This is a genomic window from Streptomyces sp. NPDC107521 (genome assembly GCF_055598485.1).
The window spans coordinates 82,095-99,600 of record NZ_JBVKAT010000005.1 but is presented as its reverse complement, the minus strand read 5'-3'; the positions used below and the strand labels follow the sequence as shown (position 1 = coordinate 99,600).

Annotated in this window: 8 protein-coding genes; 7 read left to right on the top strand and 1 reads right to left on the bottom strand. The window is 73.5% G+C overall.

Annotation, left to right across the window (positions count from 1 at the left end; genetic code table 11):
* Positions 1-140 precede the first annotated feature (140 nt).
* The 6 genes from ACZ7LB_RS10005 (at position 141) to ACZ7LB_RS09980 (ending at position 14,821) form a co-directional block, all read left to right on the top strand.
* Positions 141-1,580 carry an acyltransferase domain-containing protein gene (locus tag ACZ7LB_RS10005; protein WP_471466772.1) on the top strand — a complete coding sequence of 480 codons (1,440 nt, stop codon included), beginning with the start codon at positions 141-143 and terminating at the stop codon, positions 1,578-1,580.
* A 64-nt stretch (positions 1,581-1,644) separates the two neighbouring features.
* Positions 1,645-8,007, top strand: a complete 6,363-nt coding sequence (locus ACZ7LB_RS10000) for an SDR family oxidoreductase (protein ID WP_471466770.1) — start codon at positions 1,645-1,647, stop codon at positions 8,005-8,007.
* A gap of 20 nt (positions 8,008-8,027) precedes the next feature.
* A complete protein-coding gene (locus ACZ7LB_RS09995) occupies positions 8,028-9,467 on the top strand; it encodes a cytochrome P450 (RefSeq protein WP_471466768.1) in 1,440 nt (479 codons plus the stop codon).
* Positions 9,464-11,935 (top strand): KR domain-containing protein, encoded by a 2,472-nt coding sequence (locus tag ACZ7LB_RS09990; RefSeq protein ID WP_471466767.1) that lies wholly within the window; start codon positions 9,464-9,466, stop codon positions 11,933-11,935. Before ACZ7LB_RS09995 ends, ACZ7LB_RS09990 begins: the two co-directional genes overlap by 4 nt.
* Positions 11,932-13,179 (top strand): cytochrome P450, encoded by a 1,248-nt coding sequence (locus ACZ7LB_RS09985; protein ID WP_471466765.1) that lies wholly within the window; start codon positions 11,932-11,934, stop codon positions 13,177-13,179. The genes ACZ7LB_RS09990 and ACZ7LB_RS09985 overlap by 4 nt, the downstream gene beginning before the upstream one ends.
* 157 nt (positions 13,180-13,336) lie before the next feature.
* Positions 13,337-14,821 carry a carotenoid oxygenase family protein gene (locus ACZ7LB_RS09980; protein WP_471466764.1) on the top strand — a complete coding sequence of 495 codons (1,485 nt, stop codon included), beginning with the start codon at positions 13,337-13,339 and terminating at the stop codon, positions 14,819-14,821.
* 212 nt (positions 14,822-15,033) lie between these two features.
* Here the strand turns inward: ACZ7LB_RS09980 and ACZ7LB_RS09975 are convergent, their stop codons facing one another.
* Positions 15,034-15,795: an SDR family NAD(P)-dependent oxidoreductase gene (locus ACZ7LB_RS09975; protein ID WP_471466762.1), complete on the bottom strand. Its 762-nt coding sequence runs from the start codon at positions 15,793-15,795 to the stop codon at positions 15,034-15,036.
* Positions 15,796-15,951: 156 nt separating this feature from the next.
* Here ACZ7LB_RS09975 and ACZ7LB_RS09970 point away from each other — a divergent pair, with 156 nt between their 5' ends.
* On the top strand, positions 15,952-17,451 hold the full coding sequence (locus ACZ7LB_RS09970) for an aldehyde dehydrogenase family protein (RefSeq protein ID WP_471466760.1): 1,500 nt from the start codon (positions 15,952-15,954) through the stop codon (positions 17,449-17,451).
* Positions 17,452-17,506 lie beyond the last annotated feature (55 nt).

Below are 17,506 nucleotides of genomic sequence, written 5' to 3'. Positions count from 1 at the left end.
CACCGGGCCCGTGCGCCGTACCGGCGTCCGGGCCCCGTCAGTTCCGCAACCGTCGAACTGTTGCGTGTACTTAGGTCCAATTTCCCGGGCGCCATGGAGATGGTTCACTCGATCGAGGCGTCTATGGAAGGTTTCGACCGATGAAGCCGAACGAGAAGACAGTTTTCCTCTTCCCCGGTCAAGGTGCTTTCGACGGAGCGGCATTGCGGCTCGCCCACTCCCGGCACCCGCAGGTGGAACTCGTCCTCAAGGAAGTCGACACCGTGGCCGAGGAACTCTTCGGCCGGGGCGTATCGGAGCTGCTGCTGGAGGGGGAGCCCCTCGACGCGGCGTCGATTCTGCGCCACCCCGCCTGGGTGTCCCAGCTCGCCATCTACGCGAGCGACATGGCCGCGTTCAGCGTGCTCGACGCCCACGGCGTACGGGCGGGCGTCCACGTCGGCCACAGCCTCGGCGAGATCGCCGCGCTGGTGGCCGCCGGGGCGTTCAGCGTCGCGGACGGCGCGCGGATCACCGCCGAACGGGCCCGCGTCATCATGGAGGCCGGGCTCGGCACCGGCCGGATGACCGCGCTGTCCATGCCCGCCGAACAGGTGCGCAAGGTCATCGACCTGGTCGGCGACGAACTCCTCGCGGTGGCCAGCGAGAACCACCCGACGCAGACCGTGATCAGCGGGCCGGCCGGGGCCCTGGCCCGCGTCGTCGGCATCGCCGGGCACATCGACGTGGGCGCCGTCGAGCTCAACTCCCCGTTCCCGTTCCACAACCCGGTCCTGGCACCACTGGTGCCGGTCTTCGCCCGGCGCATCGCCGGACTCCCCCAGCGCCCCCTGGAGGTCCCGGTCTACTCGCCGATCCTCGAGCGCCATTACACGGATTCCGACGTGCTGACGGAATGCCTTTCCCGCCACTTCGTGCTCCCGGTCAGGTTCACCGGGGCCATGCGGAGGCTGAACGCCGAGGGCTTCTCCGTATTCGTCGAGTCCGGCGCCCTGGGGGCACTCGGAAAGCTCGTCCGGCGCAATCTCCCCCCGGCCGGGACGACCGTCAGGTCGTCACTCGCCCTCGACGCGGAGGGCGGGCTGTCCCTGGACGCACTCCTGAACGGACTGGAAGGCGGCAGCGTGCCCACCATCGAGGAATTCTGGGAGGCCTTCGGTCCCCGCCTGGTCGAGCTGGTCCGGGCGGAGCTCGACGGAGGACCGGCCGCGCCCCCCGCCGCGACGGCCTCCACAACGGCCCCCGCGACGGCCGTCGAACAGCCCGCCGCACCGGCCGCCGGACCCACCGAGGCGCACGCCGCCCCCGGTGTCCCGTCCACCGAGGAGGTGGCGGCGCTCGTGCGCACCACCTACGCCACGGCCCTGGAGTACCCGGAGGAGGTCTTCACCGAGGACGTGCTCCTGGAGGCGGAACTAGGCGTCGACTCCGTCAAGCAGGTCGAGCTCCTCGCCCGGGTCACCCGGCACTACGGGCTGCCACCGCGCGAGGCCGGGTTCCGGCTCGCCACGTACGACACCTTCGGCAAGGTCGTCGACCTCGTCCACACCAACCTGAAGGGCGGGACCCTCACCGGCTGAGCCACCCGCAGGGCCGCCGTGCGCCGCGTACGCGAACAGGACAGCCGGAAGGGGTTAGCGATCCATGCGACAACTCAAGGGCAAGCTGGCGTTGGTCACCGGAGGGGCCAGAAACGTCGGGCGCGCCGTGGCCAGGGAACTCGCCCTGCGGGGCGCCCACGTCCTGGTGAACTACTTCCACTCGCACGCGGAGGCGCAGACCCTGCGCGACGAACTGCGCGCGCTCGGCGCCGAGGTCGACCTCGTGCGCGGCTCGGTGGCCCGCCAGGACCAGGTGGACCGGATGTTCGCCGAGATCGACGAGCGGTTCGGGTACCTCGACATCCTGGTGAACAACGCGGCCAACGGCGCGCTGGTCCCGCTCGACGAGATCACCGACGCCCACCTCGACCGGGCGCTCGACACCAACTACAAGGGGGGACTGCGCTGCGCCCGCGCCGCCGCCCCGCTGATGGCACGGCGCGGGGGCGGCTCCATCATCCAGCTCTCGGCACTGGGCAGTTCGCAGATGGTCATGGCCAACTACCTGGCCTGCGCCCCCGCCAAGGCCGCCGCCGAGGCCGCCACCCGCTATCTCGCGGTGGAGTTCGCGCCGCTCGGCATCCGGGTGAACACGGCGTCGGCGGCCATGCTGGTGAGCGAGGTCGCGGATCAGTTCCCGCAGGCCGCCGAGATGCAGCGCACCATCACCGAGTCCACCCCGTTCGGCCGCCTCGGACGCCCCGAGGAGTTCGCCGCCGTGGTGGCCTTCCTCGCCTCGGACGACGCGAGCTGGATCACGGGCCAGGTGGTGCTCGCGGACGGCGGGCTGAGCCTGGGCGCGGCGCTGATGTCGCCGCGACCGCGGGCCGGCGCCGACCCGGCGCCCGGGGCCGCCGCCGGAACCGGCGGGCCCGCGGCGGAGGGGGCGGCCCCCGGCACCGGGTCCGCCGAATCCTCGGTCCCGGCCACGGCGTCCGCCCCCGAAGCCTTACCCGCGGCCGTACCCGGAGCCGCGTCCTCACCCGCCGCCCCGACGGCCGCCGCTGCCGAAGCGGCCGAAGCAGCCGCAGCGGCCACAGGCGGAACGCCCGGAGCCGTGCCCGCCCCCGCTCCCGCTCCCGCTCCCGCTCCCGCCCCGGAGGCCGTACCACACGCCGTGGCCGTACCGGGTCCCGAGGCCGTACCGGACACCGAGCACGTATCCGACGCCGAGGACGACGCCGACGCCGACGAGATCGCCGTGGTCGGCATGGGCCTGGCGGTCGCCGGGGCCAACGGCCCCCAGGAGTTCTGGGAGTTGCGCACCAAGGGCGCCGAACTCTTCGTCCCCGTACCGGAGGACCGCTGGGAGCGGGGCACCTTCCACTCCTCGGACACCGCGGCCGAGGACAAGTCGTACCAGGACACCTGTGTGTTCATCACGGACTTCGAGCCGGTGCGCGGCTCCGTCGACACGATGGGGGACGCGGCCGACCACGAGCTGACCACCACCTGGCTGCGGCACAGCCTGGTCCAGGCCCTCGACGGGGTGCACCGGGACGACGACTCGCGCTACGCGTTCCTCGTCGGGTACACCCCTGACGGCAGCCAGCACCTGGAGGAGGCGGGGGTGCTGGCCGGCATCGGCGACCGGGCCCGCGAGGTGGCCGACGGGCTGGGGCTCGGCGACCGGGACCGCGAGCGGCTGCTCGGCACGGTGCACGACACGCTCGCCCGCCGCTACTGGCGCGGCGCCCAGGACCCGGCCCGCTTCCTCCCGCACCACGTGGGCCAGTTGGCGATGGACGGCATCCTGCCCCGCTCCACCGAGCTGCAGATGGTGGACACCGCCTGCTCCTCCTCCCTGTACGCCGTGGACATCGGTGTCAAGGGGCTGCAGACGGGCAAGCACGACATCGCCGTCTGCGGCGGGGCGTTCGCCCTCGCGCCGCGCGGCACCGTGCTCTTCTCCAAGCTGCAGGGCCTGTCCAAGCGCGGCGCCGTGCACTCCCTCGACGCCAAGGCCGACGGCGTCATCTTCGCGGACGGCGCGGGCGTCGTCGTGCTGAAGCGGCTGCGGGACGCCCGGCGCGACGGGGACCGGGTCCTCGGCGTCCTGAAGGAGTTCGGCGCCTCCTCCGACGGCAAGGGCAAGGCGATCTACGCGCCCAACTCGGCGGGCCAGGACCTGGCGGTACGGGCGGCGCTCGACGGCGACGTCGGCGCGTCCGACGTCGACTGGATCATCGCGCACGCCACCGGCACCCCGGCGGGCGACCTCGCCGAGTTCACGACGCTGCGCTCCCACTTCGGCCGGGACCGCACCGGGTACGTCACCTCGAACAAGTCCCTGATCGGGCACACCGGCTGGGCGGCCGGGGTGGTCTCGGTGATCGAGGCGCTGCTCGCGATGGAGCACGGGACGATCCCGCGCCAGTTCCGCTACTCCTCGCCGCAGCCCGACTTCGACCTCGGCACCACACGGCTGGAGATACCGAAGGAGCCGGTGCCGTGGCCCGCCGGGTCCGGGCGTCCGCGCACCGCCGCGGTCTCCGGGTTCGGCTTCGGCGGCACCAACGCCCACCTCATCGTGCAGGAGGACCGTCCGGACCTGCCCGCTCCGCGGCGGCCGTCCGCCGCCGCCGCCTCGCGTCGCGTCGCGGTGGTGGCCTGGTCCGCGCACGTGCCCGGGCTCGACCGGGACGGGGTCACCGAGTGGGTCACCCGCGGGAGCGGCCGGCCCGGGGACAGCTTCGGCGAGACGTATCCGCCGCCGCCGTTCCAGAAGGTCCGGATGCCCCCGGCGACCGTGCGCACCATCGACCGCTGCCAGTTGATGATCCTGGAGTGCGCCCACGACCTGCGCGGGCGGCTCACCGGCTTCTGGGACGCGAACACCACGTCGGCCGGTGTCTTCGTCGGCAACATGGGCCCGACCCGGGCCGCCATGCTCTTCGCCAACCGCTGCTTCCTCGACGACGTCGAGAAGGCGCTGACCACGGACGCCGCCACCGCCGCGCTGCCCGGTCTGGACGCGCTCCTGGCCGGGGTGCGGGAGCGGGTGCGCGGCCAGATCCCGGCCTCGAACGAGGACTCGTTCCCCGGGATGATGCCCAACATCATCTCGGCGCGCGTCGCCAACCACTTCGACCTCAAGGGCCCCAACATCACGCTCGACGCGGGCCCCGCCTCCGCGCTCGCCGCGATCGAGACCGCCTGCCGCTATCTGCGCACGGGCGAGCTGGAGTTCGCGCTCGCCGGCGGCATCAACGGCAACTCGCTGCCCGAGTACGACGCGCTGCTCGACGGCGTGTGCGGGCGCGGACCGGGACGGCCGCCGCTCGCGGAGGGCTCCTTCCTGTTCACCCTGACCACCGAGGAGACGGCACGGGCGGCGGGCCTCGACATCCTGGGCTACGTCGACGAGCTGACCGTCGGCGGCGAGGCTCCCCGGGACGCCGGGCGCATCGACGTCATGCCGTCCGCCGACGGCCCGGGGCGCTCCCACTACCTGGGCGCGGCGGGCGGCCTCGCCGTCCTGGAGGCGCTGCACCGCCCCGCCGGGCGGGTCACCGTGACCTGCGCGCCCGACCCCGGGCTCCCCGCCACCCACCTCACGCTCACGGTCACCGGCGCGCTGGCCCCGGAGCCCGCGGCGGAGGTGACGGAGGCGGCCGTATCCGCACGGCCCGCCGGGGCCGCTGTCCCCGCGGCGGCCGGGAAGCCCTCGGCGCAGCGCGCCGCCGAACCCGCCGAACCCGCCGAATCCGCCGGGCCGGCCGTGCCCGCCGGAGTCCCGGGGACGGGGGGTGGACGCGGAGCGCACCAGGGTCCCGGGGCGCCGGACGGACCCGCCCCCGCCGGTCCGGGCGGCTCCCCGGAGCACACCGTCGTCCGCCATGTGCCACGGCTGACCGAACTCGCCGACACCACCGGCTCGGTGGACCGCGTCCCGTTCCTCCCGCCGGGCGTCGTGGTCCTCACCGACCTGCCGGACCTGGGCGCCAGCCTGCGCCACCTGCCGGCCGACGCCACCGTCCTGTCCACCGCGCCCGCCGACGTCACCAGGCCCGGCTGGCGCCATCTGCCGGAGGTGACCGAGGAGGCGGTGGGCGCCGCGCTCGCCGAGCACCGGGGGCCGGTCCGGCACCTGCGGGTCGTCACCGACCTGGCGCGCACCGCGCCGCTGCCCGCGTCCCTGGAGGGCGGGGCCGCCTCCCTGATCGCGCTGCACGACGCGGCGTACCTGACGCTGCGGCACGCCTACGACGGCCTGGGCACGGCCGGCTCCTCCTTCGTGACCCTGCTGACCGGCGCCCTCGACAACGGGGTGCCGCACCCCTTCACGGGCCTGTTCACCGGGCTCGTCAAGTGCGCCCATCTGGAGCTGGCGGACTGCCTGGTCTTCGCCCTGGCCACCGGTGAGCGCGGCCTGCGCGGCGCCGCCCTGGCCGCGGAGCGCGAGTCCACCGCGACCCGCCTGTTCCCCGTCGTCCTCCTCGACGGCGGCCGGCGCCTCGGCCACACCCTCGCCGAGGCGGCCCCCGGGCCCGCCGCCGGTCCCGCCCTGCTGGGCCCGGACGCGGTGGTGCTCGCCGTGGGCGGGGCCCGCGGCATCACCGCCGAGGTCGTCAAGGGCCTCGCCGCCCGCCACAGGCCGCGCGTCTACCTGATCGGCAGCAACCCGCTGGACAGCTATCCGGCGGAGGTCTTCGAGGGCGAGGACGAGGCGTTCGCCGCCACCCGGCAGTCCTACATCCGCAGGCGGCTGGTCGGCGGGGGCGGCAACGTGGCGCGGATCAACCGGGAGTTCGACCGGATGACCGACGCCCGCGCGGCCCGCGCGAACATCCGCGCCATGGAGGAGCACTGCGGGCCGGGCCGGGTCACCTATCTGAGCTGCGACGTCCAGGACGCCGACGCCGTCGGGGCCGCGGTCGGCCGGGTCCTCGCCGAACAGCCGGGCGGCGTGGACCTGCTGATCAACGCGGCGGGGCGCCAGCGCTCCGCGCTCATCAAGGACAAGTCGTTCGCGGAGTTCACCTCGATCCGCGACCTCAAGCTGCGCAGCTACCGCAACCTGCGGCGCGCCTTCGCCGCGCGCCCGCCGCGGAGCTGGTGCAACTTCGGCTCGCTGCTGGGCTACTTCGGCCAGCTCGGCGAGCCGGACTACGCCTCCGGCAACGACTTCCTCGCCTCGGCCGCGACCTGGGGCAGCCGGGCGCGCGGCGCCGAGGAGTTCACCGTCGGCTGGACCCTGTGGGACGGGGTCGGGATGGGCGCCAACGAGCTGACCAAGGCGTACTTCAAGCGGGCCGGCTCCTACAGCCACATGCCGGTGGCCGAGGGCGTCGACCACTTCGTGCGGGAGCTGGCGACGGGCCGCGACGAGCCGTCGGTGGTGCACCTCGGAGCCGCCGAGCGGGCCACCGTGGAGCGCTTCTACCCGGGCTACCTCGACGCCCCGCGCCCGTCCGGCGGCGACTGGTTCTATCTGCGCCGCAAGGTGTCGTCGGGGCCGGACGAGGCGGTGCACGAGTGCGTGTTCGACCTGGCCGTCGACGGCTACCTCCGCCATCACCGGGTGCGCGGCGTGCCCACCCTGCCGGGCACCTTCGTCACCGAGATCGCCGCGGAGGCGGCCCGGGAACTGGTGCCGGGGCTGAAGGTCGTGGCCTTCGAGGACCTGGTGTTCCACCACTTCCTGCGGGTGTACGAGGACACGGCGTCCACGCCCAAGCGGATCGCGGCGAAGGTCGTGGCCCGCACCGCGGAGCTGACCGCGGTGGAGATCCGGATCACCACCGACGTGCGCTCGCCCGGCGGCGTGCTGCTCGTCGAGGACCGGCCCCACTTCACCGCCCGGGTCCTGCTGGCCGCCGAGTACAGCGCGGCGCCCCGCTGGGAGCCCTGGGACCCGGCCGGGGAGCGGCCGGTCGCCGATCCGTACCACGTGCCGGCCTCGCCGGTGTCACTGACCGGGCCGTTCGTGTCGACCCACGACACCCGGCTCCACCCGCTGGGCAAGCGGTCCACGTACCGTCTCGACCTCGCCCCGGACGACCCGGCGTTCAGCCGCTTCACCGCGCCGTCGATCCTCCTCGACGGGCTGGCCCGCACCGGGGTCCTGCACTTGGTCGACGGCCGTCTGGTGCCGATCGCCGCGCCCCTGTCCATCCGCCGGATCGACCTGTACGCGGCGGGCAACGACCTCGGGCTCACGGCGCAGTACGGACGGCTGGACCTCTACGCGACGCCGCCCGCCTTCGACATGACCGAGCGGGCTCCCGACAACCGCTTCGTCGCGGTGGCCCCCGGCGGCCGGGTCGTCCTGCAGATGAAGGACGTCTCCGCCACCGTCATCGGCTACGTCGACGCGGTGACCGGGGCCCTCCACACGCCGGACAAGCGGCCGGTGCCCGATCAGGAACCGCGGACCGCCCCCGTGGGGGCGAACGGCCGATGACACCGAAGAAGGAGATCCCCGTGCCGACCACCGAGCCCGCCGGGAAGGCCGCGCCGGGGCAGGATCGCCGCCAGGCGCCCGGCCCCGAGGGCAGCGTCCTGTTCGGCGCCCTCAGCAGTTTCCGGAAGGACACCCTCAAGCTCCTGGTGGAACTGCAGCGGCAGTTCGGCGGCATCGCGCGGATGAAGATGGGCCCCTACCTGGTCCACCAGGTCACCCAGCCCGAGCACGTCAAGCACGTCCTCCAGGACAACTCCCGCAACTACGTGCGCGGGCGGTTCTACCGCGGCTTCCACCTGTTCTTCGGGCGCGGCATGCTCACCACCGACGGACCGGAGTGGCGCACCCGGCGCTCCGTCACCCAGCCCTTCTTCAACAGGACGCGGCTGCGGGAGAGTTCGGACACCATCACCGCGACGGTCGAGGAACTGCTCGCCCGCTGGGACGAGAAGGCCGCCAAGGGCGAGGACGTCGACATCACCGACGACATGATGTGGCTGGCGATGGGCGTCATCGGCCGCATGCTCTACGGCGTCGACCTGCGCGACTACTCCGACCGGCTGATGCCGGCCGTGCGCTTCTCGCTCAAGGCGATGATCCTCACCGGCGAGGTCAAGCAGATGCTGCCGCGCTGGGTGCCCACCCGCTACCAGCGCCGGCTCAAGCACCACCAGAGGGTCCTCAACGGCGTCATGGACGAGATCATCGACCTGCACCGCAACGGCGGCGGCAGCCCCGACAGCGTCGTCGCCGCCCTGCTCGACGCCACCCACGCGGTCACCGGGAAGCCCTTCACCCAGACGCAGATCAGGGCCGAGCTCAAGACACTGTTCCTCGCCGGGCACGAGACCACCGGCTGCGCCCTGACCTGGACGCTCTACGCCATCGCCCAGCACCGGAACGTCCGGGACGAACTCGACGAGGAGCTGAAGCGGGTCCTCGGCGGACGCGTTCCGACCGCCGCCGACCTGCCGGACCTGCCCTACCTGCGGCAGGTCGTGGACGAGTCGCTGCGGATGTACCCGCCGATCTGGCTGTTCCCCCGGGACACCGTGGAGGACGACGAGATCGGCGGCTACCACGTGCCCGCCGGGAGCACCGTCCTCGTCCCGGTCTACGCGGCCCACCACAACGCCGCCGTCTGGGAGAACCCGGAGGCCTTCGACCCCCGGCGGTTCTGCCCCGCCCACCAGGGGAAGTCCACCGGCGCCGTCGGCGGGCGCGCCGCGGGCCGGGACCGCTACGACTACTTCCCCTTCGGCGGCGGCGCCCGCAAGTGCATCGGCATGGACCTCGCCCTGCTGGAGATCCAGTTCGCCGTCGCCATGATCACCCAGCGGTTCCGGCTGCACCTGGTGTCGGGGCATCCCGTCACCCCCGGCGCGCTGGTCTCGCTGCGGCCCCTGCCCGAGGTGCTGATGCAGATCAAGTACGCCGACCAGGAGGCGGTCCGGACATGAGCACAGGCGTCGCCCCGGACGGCGGCCCCGGTGCCCCGGACGGGGCGGGCCCCGCGGTGGCCCCGGTGCGCCGCATGCGGTGGCGGCCGGTGCCGCAGCCCGTGCCGCCCGCGCACACCGCTCCGGCCATCGCGGGGGCCCGGATCGCCGTCCTGGGCGGCACCCCGCCGCTCGCCGCGCGCGTCGCCGCCCGGCTGCGCGAGTGCGGCGCCCGGGTCGTCACGGACCCGGGTCCCGGCGGGGACTGGCGCGTGGACGGGCGGCTGCCCGACGGCCTCGTCGACCTGACCCTCGCCGAGCCCTTCGACCCGGAGCGCGGCGGCGCCCACGCGCCGGCGCTGCTGCGCACGGTCGCCGCCCTGCGCGCCTGCTACCCGGAGTGGGAGCGGGAGACCGCGACCCGCAGACTGTTCTACCTGGCCGTCACCTATCTCGGCGGGGGCATGGGCTTCGCGCCCGAGGACCACGCCCCGGGCGGGGGGCCGCAGCCGCTCGGCGGCATCTGGGCGGGCCTGGCCAAGACGCTGCACCGGGAGATCCCCAACTGCAACACCCGGGTCCTGGACACCCCGCTCGACGAGACGGACCTGCTGCCGGACCGGATCTGCCGCGAGCTGTACCGGTGGGGCCTGTTCGAGATCGGGCACCGGGGCGGGCACCGCTTCACCCTGCGGGCCGAGGCGGAGGACGCGGGCCCGCCCGCGGTACCGCTCGGCCCCGACGACCTGGTGCTGGTCTCCGGCGGCGGGCGGGGCATCGGCTGGCGCATCGCCACGGCGCTGGCCCGCGCGCACGGCTGCCGCGTCGTGGTCACCGGGCGCGGTCCGCTGCCCGACCCCGCGGCCGCGCCCTGGCTGACCGCCGACGACGAGGGCTTCGCGGCGTACGAGCGGGGGCTGTGGGGCCTGCGCGCCGAGGGGCGGCCGATCACCGCGATCCGCGCGGCCATCGCAGCGGCGCGGCGCGAGCGGGAACTGCTCGCCCATCTCTCGGGGGTGCACCGCGAGGGACTCCGGATCACCTACGGCACCTGCGACTTCACCGACCCGGAGGCGGTCGGCCGGCTGCTCGACGGACTGGACGGGCCGCCGACCGCCGTCATCCACAACGCCGGTGTCGACACCCCCGCGCGGTTCCCGAAGAAGACCGACGAGGAGTTCCTGCGCACCGTCGCCACCAAGACCGACGGCTTCCTCCACCTGTTCCAGCGGGTGCGCGCGCTGCCGCTGAAGTTCTTCTGCGCGGTCGGCTCGCTCACCGGGCGGCTCGGCGGCATGGTCGGACAGCTCGACTACGGCGCCGCCAACGAGGGGCTCGCCCGGCTCGCCCTGTGGGCCGACCGGATCGCGCCGTTCCCGGTGATGACGCTGTGCTGGCCGACCTGGGACCGGGTCGGCATGGTCGCCAACTTCGAGGCGACGCTGCGCTACATGGCCGCCCTCGACGTCGACGAGGGGGTGCGCCTCTGGCTCGCGGAACTGGCCGCGGGCACGCGCGGGGAGGTCACCTACGTGGGGCCGTTCGGCCGGGCGCTCGGACCGCTCCAGGCCCTCGGCTACCCGGGCAGCGAGGACCTGCCCGGCTACCGCGCCCTCGTCCCGGCGCTCTTCCACCTCGGCGACGTCAGCGACCACGCGCCGCACCGCAGCCTGACCGCCCGTATCGCCCTCACCCGGGAACGCGTGCCGGTGCTCACCGACTTCGAGGTCGACGGGGCCCCCGCGCTGCCGGTCTCGCTGCTCCTGGAGAACGCGCTGTGGGCGGCCGTCTGGCTGCCTCCGGAGGACCTCGCACCCCTCGTCCCCGACCGGTTCGAGGACATCCGGGTGCGCCCGGCCGCGCTGCGCCTCGACGCGGGCGCGGCGCCCCTGGAGCGCACCGCGCGCGCGGCGTACGTCGACGGGGCGTGGCACGTGGAGGTGGTGTACCGCACGGGTGCGGCGCTGCCCCGCGAGGCGGCCCGGCTGCGCGTGGTGCACCGGGCGGCGCACGGGCCGCGGGCCGTCCCGGGAACGGACCCGGGCAATGCGGTGCCGGGCGGAGCGGTGCCGGAGGACGCCCCGCCCCTGCGCGGCGCGGCGGGCGCGCCCCGGGGGCTGCGCTGGCGCGGCCGGGTGCTGCCGCTCGCCTCCTGGCAGGACACCGCCGGGGCCCTGGTCGCCGCCCGTCTCACCGAGGCTCCGGCCAACGACGTCTGGATGCTGCCGCGCTGGCCCGAGCAGAGCCTGCCGCTCACCGCGCTGGAGAACCTGCTGCGCCGCACGCCGGCCGACGGCCCCGGCGGTCCGCCCGAGCTGCGGGTGCGCCGGATCTCGCTGCTGCGGCCGCCCGGGACGGCCCGGATGTCGGGCGCCCGCCTGCTGGTCGAGGGAGACCCACGGCGGGGCGACTGGCTCGTGTCCGACGAGGTGTCGGGCGCGCACGTGCTGCGCGTCCACGCAGCCAGCTACCGAGGAGACGCACGATGACCGTTCAGCTCACCGGACCCACGGACCGCGACAACGAGTTGTCCATGATGGGCGTCTACACGCCCCGCTACGTCGAGGACCCGTACCCGCTCTACCGTCGTGCCCGGGAGATCAACCCGGTCCTGTGGGACCCGACGATGGGTGACGGCGGCGCGTGGATGGTCACCGGGTACGAGCCCGCGCTCACGGCGCTGCGCGACCCCGTCTTCTCCGCGCGCCGCCCCCAGTGGGACCCCGACACGCACTCCCCCGAGCAGGCGGCCCCCCTGCGCGCCCTGTACTCCCAGCTCTTCGTCACCGACGCCCCGGACCACAAGCGGCTGCGCAAGCTGATGACGAAGCCGTTCCTGCCACGTGCCGTGGAGGCGATGCGCGACGGGATAGAGCGCGGTGCGGGCGCCCTGCTGGACGCGGTCCTGCCGCGCGGCGGGATGGACTTCATGACGGACTACGCGATGGCGCTGCCGTCCGCCGTCGTCTGCGGGGTGCTCGGGGTGCCGGTGGAGGAACGCGAGCTCTTCTGGAAGCGGATCCTGAGCTGGGGCCTGCTGGTCGACGAGGGGCCGCTGAGCAAGGAGCACCCCGGCTACCACCTGGCGAGCGTCGGCAAGTACATGGACTACTTCCGCGAGCAGTTGCGCCGCCGGGAGAGCGAACGGACCGACGATCTGATGCAGACCCTGGCCGACGCCTGGGCGGACGGCGGTTTCACCAGTGAGGAGGAGCTGCTCGGGAACCTGATCTTCATGCTGACGGCCGGCCAGACGACCACCGCCCACCAGATCGGCAACAGCGTGCTCGCCCTGCTCGACCACCCCGACGTCCTGGCCCGGCTGACCGCCGACCCGTCCCTCGTGCCGTACGCCACGCCCGAACTCATGCGGTACGACAGCTCGGTCCAGCTCACCAAGCGCCGCCCGGTGCGCGATGCCGAGCTGGGCGGCCAGACCATCCGGGCCGGTGAGGAGATCTATGTCTGGATGGGCGCGGCACACCGCGACCCGAAGGCGTTCCCGGACCCGGACCGGCTCGACGTGGACCGTCCCCGCAGCCAGAACCTGGCCCTCGGCCACGGCGCCCACTACTGCCTCGGCGGCCAGCTCGGCCAGCTCATCAACGAGGTGGCGGTGCGGCAGTTCGTGGAGCGGGTGCGCCGGCCGGAGGTGGACCGCGCCGGGATCCACCGCACCGAGACGCCGACCTTCCGCGGCCCGCACTCCATGCCCATGACCTTCACGAGCTAGGCCCCGTCGTCACCGTGCCGCCGCCCGGCCGGAGCACGGCGGGCGGCGGCGCGGGGACGGGACCCAGGGGGTGTCCGGCGGTCCGCGGCGCCACGGCGCCCGTGTCCGGCACCCCCGCCCCCGCCCCCGCCGCACCATCGCGAGAGGAACCCCGACCATGCCCCAGACGCCCCAGCCCCTGCCGCCGTTCCCACCGAAGCCGCAGCCGCTGCCCGACTTCCCCGGGTACACCACCCTGGACAAGGAGGTGCGGATCGACCGGCTGCCGGTGGAGGGCACGCTGCCCGAGTGGCTCAGCGGCACCCTGATCCGCAACGGACCCGCCAAGTTCGAGGTGGGCGACTACCGCCTCACCCACTGGTTCAACGGCATCGGCATGCTGCACTCCTACTCCTTCGGCGAGGGCCAGGTCTCCTACGCCAACAAGTACCTGCGCACGACGGCGTACGACCTGGCGGTCACCAAGGGGCAGCTCTACGGCAAGCAGTTCGGCGTCGACCCGTGCGAGGAGCTGTTCGGGCGGCACTTCGCCGCGTACTCGCCGAACATCTCCGACAACACCAACGTGAACCTGACCCGGCTCGCGAACCGGTTCTTCGCCTTCAACGAGCAGCCGCTGAACATGGAGTTCGACCCGCGCACCCTGGACACCGTGGGCGAGCTGGCCTTCGAGGGGCGGATCCCCGGGGAGCTGTCCACGCCGCACCCGCACTACGACTTCGAGCGTCGCGCGCTGCTCAACTACACGACGGAGATGCGGGACCGGACGGTCTACCACGTCCACTACACGCCCGAGGACACCCTGCGCCAGACCCGCCTCGCCACCATCGAGACCGGCGAGGACCCGCGTTACATGCACAGCTTCGCCGCCACCGAGAACCACGTGGTGCTGGTGGAGATCCCCGTGGTCATCGACCGCGAGCGGTTCCTGGAGCCGGGCAACACCTTCGTGCAGTGCTTCAGCTGGCAGCCGGAGCGGGGCACCCGCTTCCTGGTCGTCGACAAGCGCGAGGGCCGGGTGACCCGGACCTTCGAGGGCCCGGCGTTCTTCGCGTTCCACCACATCAACGCCGCCGAGGTGGGCGGCGACCTGCTCATCGACATCGCGGTCACCGAGACCCCGTACGAGAGCGTGCTGGGGCTGGCGCCCTCGGAGGACCAGTTCGACCTCCAGGCCTACGGCTACGCGGCCCGCCGCTTCGTCCTGCCCCTGGGCGGTTCCTCCGACTCGGCGCGGGTCGTGGACCTGACCGACGCCGGTGTGGAGATGCCGCGCATCAACTACCGTGCGCACAACGGGAAGCCGTACCGCTACGCCTACGGGCTCGGCCACTCCCCGCGCAGTCTGCGGGCGATGAACCGGCTGCTGAAGCTCGACGTCGTGGCGGGCACCCACACCGCCTGGTACGAGAAGGGCAGCTTCCCCAGCGAGGCCGTGTTCGTGGGCCGCCCCGGCGCCACCGCGGAGGACGACGGCGTCGTGCTCTCCGGGGTCCTGGACGCCCGCACCGGCACGTCGTTCCTGCTCGTCCTGGACGCCGCTTCGTTCCAGGAGCTGGGGCGGGCCCGGGTGCCGCACCACATCCCGAACGACTTCCACGGCGTGTTCTTCGGCGACCTCCCCCGTCCGGGGGGTGTCTGACGCATGAGCCCGGGAGCGGGGCCCGGTGCCGGTGCCCACGGGGCGGCGGGGCGTCCCCGGGGCGGAGCCGGGCGGAGCGCGCTCCGGCGGCGCGTCGGGCGTGCGTGACGGCCGCCGAGGGGCCACCGGGCACGCGGCGGACGGCTCCGGGGAGGCCGGGCCCGGTGGCGGGGCACCGCCGGGCCCTCCCCCGGGACCTGCCGGTGCCGGGGTCAGGGTGTCCAGGCGCGGTGCAGGAAGCCCATCGTGCCGATGGATATCCCGCCGTCCGCGTACAGGGTCTGCCCGGTGACGTAGCGGGCCTCGTCGGAGCCGAGGAAGGCGATCACCCCGGCGATGTCCTCGGCCACGCCGAGCCGGCCGAGCGGCAGGTGGCCGCCGCGCCGCGCCCGTTCGGCGTCGTCGGGCCCGTAGAGATCGGCCGCGCCGTCGGTGTGGATCAGGCCGGGACCGACGGCGTTCACCCGGATGCCGGAGCCGGCGTATTCGGCGGCGGCCTGTTCGGTGAGGGCGACGATCGCGGCCTTGGCGGCCGGATAGATGCCGGAGTTCGCGCGGGCCGTCCGCGCGAGGAAGGACGTGACGTTCACTATGGCACCGCCACCGCTCCGGGCGATGACCGGAGCGAATGCCTGGGTGCAGACGAGATTTCCCAGCACATTGGTGTCGAGGACCCTGCGGTAATGCTCGACGTCGATATCCGAAAGGGTGCTGAACGTCCAGACCCCGGCATTGTTCACCAGCAGGTCGAGCCGTTCGAGACCGTCGGCGACGGCCCGGACCGCGGCGGCGTCCCGTACGTCGCACACGGCCGCGACGCCTCCGGTCCGCTCCGCCGTCTCCCGCACGCCGGCGTCGACGTCGAGGCAGACGACCCGGTGCCCGCGCTCGGCGAGGAGTACGGCGGTGGCCCTCCCGATTCCGCGGCCCGCACCCGTGACCAGGGCGGTGGGCGGGGGGACTTCAGTGGTCATGGAATTCTCCTCCGACTTTATTCGGGGCCGAATTTCTCCGGGCAGCGTACGCGCCGCCAAATGCCCTGCGCAACAGGCTCCATGAGAATGCACACCGCGCATGAATATCGCAACGCATCATCGGCCAGTAGACAACGGACGGAATGAGGAACGGAAATGACGACAGCCGAGCAGTCGGCCGTGGGCCGGACCGGGCCGGCCATCAGTCCCGAGCCGCGCCGCATGCTCATCGGCGGCGCGTGGGTGGACGCCCTGGACGGCGCCACCTTCGACTCGGTCGACCCGGCCACCGAACGGGTGATCGCCCGGGTGCCCCGGGCGGGGGCCCGGGACGTGGACCGGGCGGTGCGCGCGGCGCGCGCCGCCTTCGAGCCGGGATCACGCTGGCGCGCCATGTCGCCGTCGAAGCGCGGCCGGCTGATCCACCGCCTCGGGGACCTCGTCCTGGAGCACGCGGAGGAGCTGGCGCTCATCGAGTCGACCGACAACGGGAAGCCGCTGACCCACGCGGCGTTCGCGGACATCCCGATGACCGCCGACATGTTCCACTACATGTCCGGCTGGGCCACCAAGATCGAGGGCAACACCATCCCGTTCTCGGCGGCGGCCCCGGGCCGCTTCCTTTCGTTCACACAGCGCGAACCAATCGGTGTGGTCGGCCAGATCATCCCGTGGAACTTCCCGGTGATGATGGCGGCCTGGAAGCTGGCGCCGGTCCTGGCCGCGGGCTGCACCGTGGTCCTCAAGCCGGCCGAGCAGACCCCGCTCGGCGCGCTGCGCCTGGGCGAGCTGACCCAGGAGGCGGGCATCCCGGACGGTGTCGTCAACATCGTGACCGGCTTCGGTGACGCGGGCGCGGCCCTCGCCGCCCACCACGACGTCGACAAGGTCGCCTTCACCGGGTCCACCGAGGTCGGCAAGGAGATCGTGCGGGCCGGCGCGGGCAACCTGAAGAAGCTCACCCTCGAACTCGGCGGGAAGTCGCCGAACGTCATCTACGCCGACGCCGACCTGGAGCGGGCGGTGGCCGGTTCGGCCGCCGCGATCTTCTTCAACCAGGGCGAGTCCTGCATGGCCGGGTCCCGGCTCTACGTGCAGCGGCCGGTGCTGGAGGACGTCGTCCAGGGGCTGGTGGCCGAGGCGGAGAAGATCAAGGTCGGGGTGGGCACCGATCCGGCGACCCAGATGGGTCCGCTGGTCTCGCGGGAGCAGTTCGACCGGGTGATGGGGTACGTCGAGTCCGGCACGGCCGAGGGGGCCGAGCTGCGCACCGGCGGCCGGCGGATCGGCGACACCGGGCACTTCCTGGAGCCGACGATCTTCAGCGGTGTCACCCCGGACATGAGGGTCGTGGCCGAGGAGATCTTCGGGCCGGTGCTGACGGTGCTGCCCTTCGACGAGTTGGGCGACGTCGTCGCCGTCGAGCGGGACAACGTGTACGGCCTGGCCGCCGGGGTCTTCTCGCGGGACGTGGGAACCGCGTTCCGCACGGCCAACGCGATGCGGGCGGGCACGGTCTTCGTCAACACGTGGAACACGCTCGACGCGGCGCTCCCCTTCGGCGGCTACAAGCAGTCCGGCTGGGGCCGCGAGATGGGCCACGCGGTGCTGGAGAACTACCTGGAGACCAAGACGATCATCGCCGACCTGTCCTGACCCGGCCCGGCGGCGCCGGGGCGAGGACGACGAGGGGTGGCCGGTCCGGCACCGG